Origin of the sequence: Actinomadura sp. BRA 177, from assembly GCF_013372625.1 — a bacterium.
Taxonomy (GTDB): Bacteria; Actinomycetota; Actinomycetes; order Streptosporangiales; family Streptosporangiaceae; genus Spirillospora.
On the sequence record NZ_JABXFD010000610.1, the window covers coordinates 1 to 4441 of the forward strand.

The window sequence follows — 4441 nt, forward strand, 5'->3', positions numbered from 1 at the left end:
AGTTGGGTAGAGGGGACAGTCCTCGGCCGGCTGGACGACGGGGACGGGCGCGTCCGGGCACAGCCGGCTGCTGGTGCCGACGATGTCGATGTCGAGCAGCACGTCCCCGACCACCACGAGCGGTGCCGTCATGGGCCCTCCTTCCGTGGGGGGACGACCCCCCACACCCCCCGGGCAAGAGCTGCGCTCATGCCATCGCTACGCAGGCTCCGCTCAGGCATGACGCACCCCCAGCGTCTCGTCCACCACCCCGCACAGCAGGTGGATCGCCGCGAGGTGGATCTCCTGGACGGTCGAGGTGGTGCCGGCCTCGACGGTGATCGCGTCGTCGCAGGCGGCGGCCAGCGGGTTCGGGCCCGGGCCGGTGACCGCCCAGGCGGCCAGCCCGAGCCGCCGGGCGCGGTGCGCCGCCGCGACCACGTTAGGGCTGCGGCCGCTGGTCGACAGGCACACCAGCACGTCCCCGGGACGGCCGTGCGCCTGCACCTGCCGCTCGAACACGTTGACCGGGCCGTAGTCGTTGCCGATCGCGGTGACCGAGGAGGTGTCGCCGTGCAGCGGGATCGCCGACAGCGGGCACCGCTCGCTCTCGAACCGGCCGACGAGCTCGGCGGTCAGGTGCTGCGCCTCGGCGGCGCTGCCGCCGTTGCCGCAGGCCAGCAGCCGCCCGCCGGAGCGGAGCACGTGGGCGAGGCGGCGGCCCCACGCCTCGATCGTCGGGACCTGGTCGCGGAACTGGAGCGCCGCCTGGGCGAGCGCCTCCAGCCGCCGGTCGTGGACGGTGGACGTCCTGGTCCGGGCACCGGTCTGCGCGGTCATGCGGCCACCTCGCTCAGCGCGGCGGCATGCTGGTAGACATCCGCGGTGTCGGCGGCGACGCGCGCCCACGAGTACCGCTCGCGGGCGCGGCCGGCCGCCGCGAGGCCCATCGCGGCCCGCCTCGCCGGGTCGGCGAGCAGCGCGCGGATCGCGCCGGCCGCCGCCTCGGGGTCGTGCGGCGGGACGAGCGTGCCGGTGACGCCGTCCACGACGGTGTCGAGGTGCCCGCCGACGGCGCTCGCCACGATGGGCACGCCGCAGGCCATGGCTTCGAGCGGCACCATGCCGAACGGCTCGTACCAGGGCAGCGTGACGACGAGGCTCGCCGAGTGCAGCAGCGGCGGCACCTCGTCGCGGCCGAGCCGGCCGACGAACTCCACCCGTCCGGCAGGACGCCGGCGTCCCGCGCCACCCGGCGCAGCCGGCGGATCTCGGGGTCGGCGTCGCGGTCGCCGTGCGGCGGCCCGCCGGCGACGGCCAGCTCGGTGCCCGGCAGGTGCGCGAGCGCGCGGATGGCGGTGTCGACGCCCTTGCGCTCGACGAGCCGGGACAGCACCACGATACGGTGCGGTGCCCCGTCCGGCGCGGGGGCGTCGTCCGGCACGAACAGGCTCAGGTCCACCCCGCACGGCACCACCCGGACGCGGTCGCGGGGAACCCCCATCGCCGCCAGCTCGGCGACCTCGTCGGAGCAGGTCGCGATGACGGTGTCGGCGCCGCGCCCGATCGCGCGCTCCAGCCGGACCCGCGAGGCGGGGCTGGTGTCCTTGTCGCCCTGGTGGCGGCGCTTGACGGTGCCGAGTGCGTGGTAGGTCTGCACGACCGGGACGCGCCGCGCGCCCGCCGCCTGCGCGGCCTGGACCGCGGCGAGGCCGCTCATCCAGAAGTGGGCGTGCGCGACGTCGGGCGGGTCGGCGGCCCAGCGCCGCTCCAGGTACGTCCCGAAGTCGTGCATCCAGGGCAGCAGGTCGTCCTTGGCGATGTGCTCGGGCGGCCCCGCCGGCACGTGCTCGACGGTCACGCCGGGCGCGAGCCGCACCCGGTCCGGCAGGACCGGGGCGTCCCGCCGCGTGTAGACGGTGACGTAGTTGCCCTGGCGGCCGAGCTCGGTGGCCAGTTCCGCGACGAACACGTTCTGCCCGCCGCCGTCCGCCCCGCCCAGTCCCTTCTCACCGGGGCCGTTCCCGGTGGTTAGGGGACTGGCGGCGAGCGGGCTGGCGTGCTCGGAGATCATGGCTATTCTCATCGCGTTACCTCCTGGAGAGTTCGCCGCCAGTCGCGCAGGAACCGCGGCAGGCCGTACCGTTCGACGGCGTGGGCCCGCGCCTCCTTGCCCATCTGGCGTGCGCGCGGCGGGTCGGCGGCCAGGGTCCGCGCGGCGTCGGCCAGTGTCGCGACGCGCGTGGACAGCACCCCGGCCTCCGGCGGCACCGCCTCGACCGCCTCGGTGGTGGCGAGCGCCACCACCGGCAGGCCGAGCATCATGGCCTCGATCAGCGCGAGGCCGAGTGAGGTCCACCGGTAGGGGTGGACGTAGACGCGGCGGCGGGCGAGTTCCTCGTGCATCCTCGCCTGCGGCAGGTCCTCGAAGGTCCAGAGGGACTCGGGGGGAATGCCCAGGTGCCCGGGGGCGCCGGCGACGTTCATGCCGAACAGGTCGAGGGGGACGGCGGCGGCGAGCTCGGCGAGCAGGTCGGTGCCGGCGACGCGGCCGCGCCGCAGCGGGTCGTTGATGACGACGCCGGCGCGCGGCATGTCGGCGGTGTACCGGTAGCCGGGGTCGACGACGCCGTGCTCGATGACCGTGGTCGGGGCGCGGCCGCAGTTCCAGAACAGCTGGTTGAAGTGGGTGACGTGCACGACCGGGATGTCGGAGCGGTCGTGCAGGAGGTGCCGGCTGTCGGGCACGACCTCCTCGGGGAGCCCCACGTCGGACGGGGTCCGGCGCGGCGTGTCGTGCTCGACGTAGACGGCGGGGACGTCGCGTCCGGGGCGCCTGCCGAGCCATTCCTCGGCCAGCCGGAGCTCGTGGGGGCGCTGCAGGACGACGACGTCCACGTCCTCGTCGCGGAGCCGCTCCGGCGGCACCTCGATCGCGCGGTCGGGCCAGGTGAAGGTGGCGGGCCGTCCCTTGCCGTCCGGTCCGCGATCGGGGGTGACGGGGACGAGCGTGGTCTGCGCACCGTGGACGAACGACGTCGCCCACGACCCGTGCACGTGCCACATCAGGACTCTCATCGGGTGGGCACCTCCTCCACCGACGCCAGGATCTCCACGGCCGCGGCGACCTCGTCGGCGCTGACGGACGACAGGCAGGGGTGGCCGTCGACCGGGCACTCGCGGGCGCGGCTGTCCTTGCAGGGCGCCTGCTGGTCGCCGAGCAGCGCCAGCGGCACGCCGAACGGCGCCCACCGGGCGGCGGGCACGGTCGGCGCGAACAGCGACACGACCGGCGTGCCCACGGCCGCCGCGAGGTGCGCGGGGCCGGTGTTGCCGGCGACGACGGCGGACGCGCCCGCCAGCACCGACGCCAGCTCCGGCAGGGACGTGCGCCCGCCGAGGTCGAGGCCGTCCTCGCCGGCGACGAGCGCGGTCAGCTCCTTCTCCTCCCCGTGGCCGGTGACGACGACCCGGTGGCCCGCCGAACGCAGCAGCCGGACCGCCTCGGCGCAGCGTCCCGGCGGCCAGGCGCGCGCGGGGACGGACGTCCCCGGATGCACCACGACGTAGCCGGGCCGGCCGGTGAGGTGGTCGGTGTCGGGCAGCGGCTCGCGGACCCGCAGCCGGGTGTCGGCGGGGGAGGGGAACCCGGCGTCCTCCGCCAGCGCCAGCATGCGCAGCGGCTCGGGGACGTCGGTGTCGGGCCGGTGCCGCAGGTCGAGCAGCGATCCGGGATAGTCCTCGCTGATGCCGCCGATCCACGGCGTCCCGGCGAGCCGGAGCAGCAGCGCGAGCGGCAGCGGCGACTGGTGGAACGAGGTGAGGATCAGCGCCCGGTCGAACCCGCGCAGCTCCCGGACGAGCCGGTCGATCGCGGCCTGCTCGACGGGCACGCGGTCGGGGTCGATCCAGGGGGCGCGCCACTCGATGACGCGGTCCACACCCGGCAGCATGTCGGCGGCGGCGCGGCCGCGCGGACCGCACAGCAGCACGACCTCGTCGGCGCGCGCGGCGACCGCCCGCACGGCGGGGCCGGCGAGCAGCACGTCGCCGATGTTGTCCTGGCGTGCGACGAGGACCCTCATCGGGGCCCCCTTCCGCCGAGGACCAGATCGACGGCGGCGTCCAGCGTCGGCGCCGTCTCCGGCGCCCGCGCGATCTCCGCCGGCCGGGTCCGCCCGGTCGGCACGAGGATGCCGCGCGCGCCGGCCGCCGCGGCGGCCTCGATGTCGTCGCTGATGCCGCCGATCCACGGCGTCCCGGCGAGCCGGAGCAGCAGCGCGAGCGGCTCCGCGGCCCGCTCGATCATGCCGGGCTCCGGTTTGCGGCCCGCCCCGCCGTCGCCGTCCTCGTTCGGGCCCAACTCCCACACGTCGAGCCGGCCCAGGCGCTCCCCCACGCGCCGGCCCTTCTACACATCTGACGCTGCCGACCAACCACACAACATCACAACCCTCCGCCG

The 4441-nt window shown here is 76.0% G+C and carries 5 protein-coding genes and 1 pseudogene; all 6 read right to left on the minus strand.

Going from position 1 to position 4441, the window contains the following annotated elements; translation table 11 throughout:
- Nucleotides 1–213: 213 nt before the first annotated feature.
- The 6 genes and pseudogenes from HUX53_RS34520 to HUX53_RS34540 all read right to left on the minus strand — a co-directional run bounded on the left by HUX53_RS34520 (nucleotide 214) and on the right by HUX53_RS34540 (nucleotide 4378).
- On the minus strand, nucleotides 214–819 hold the full coding sequence (locus HUX53_RS34520; RefSeq protein ID WP_176407476.1) for an SIS domain-containing protein: 606 nt from the start codon (nucleotides 817–819) through the stop codon (nucleotides 214–216).
- Nucleotides 816–1448: a glycosyltransferase gene (locus HUX53_RS42785; protein WP_309237567.1), complete on the minus strand. Its 633-nt coding sequence runs from the start codon at nucleotides 1446–1448 to the stop codon at nucleotides 816–818. Before HUX53_RS42785 ends, HUX53_RS34520 begins: the two co-directional genes overlap by 4 nt.
- A 41-nt stretch (nucleotides 1449–1489) precedes the next feature.
- Nucleotides 1490–2065 (minus strand): annotated as a pseudogene (locus tag HUX53_RS41970) (glycosyltransferase); the annotation flags it as partial.
- Nucleotides 2062–3057: a glycosyltransferase family 4 protein gene (locus tag HUX53_RS34530; protein WP_176407477.1), complete on the minus strand. Its 996-nt coding sequence runs from the start codon at nucleotides 3055–3057 to the stop codon at nucleotides 2062–2064. The pseudogene HUX53_RS41970 and the gene HUX53_RS34530, both read right to left, overlap by 4 nt.
- Nucleotides 3054–4064: a glycosyltransferase family 9 protein gene (locus HUX53_RS34535; protein ID WP_176407478.1), complete on the minus strand. Its 1011-nt coding sequence runs from the start codon at nucleotides 4062–4064 to the stop codon at nucleotides 3054–3056. The genes HUX53_RS34530 and HUX53_RS34535 overlap by 4 nt, the downstream gene beginning before the upstream one ends.
- Nucleotides 4061–4378, minus strand: a complete 318-nt coding sequence (locus tag HUX53_RS34540) for an HAD hydrolase-like protein (protein WP_217920257.1) — start codon at nucleotides 4376–4378, stop codon at nucleotides 4061–4063. Before HUX53_RS34540 ends, HUX53_RS34535 begins: the two co-directional genes overlap by 4 nt.
- Nucleotides 4379–4441 lie beyond the last annotated feature (63 nt).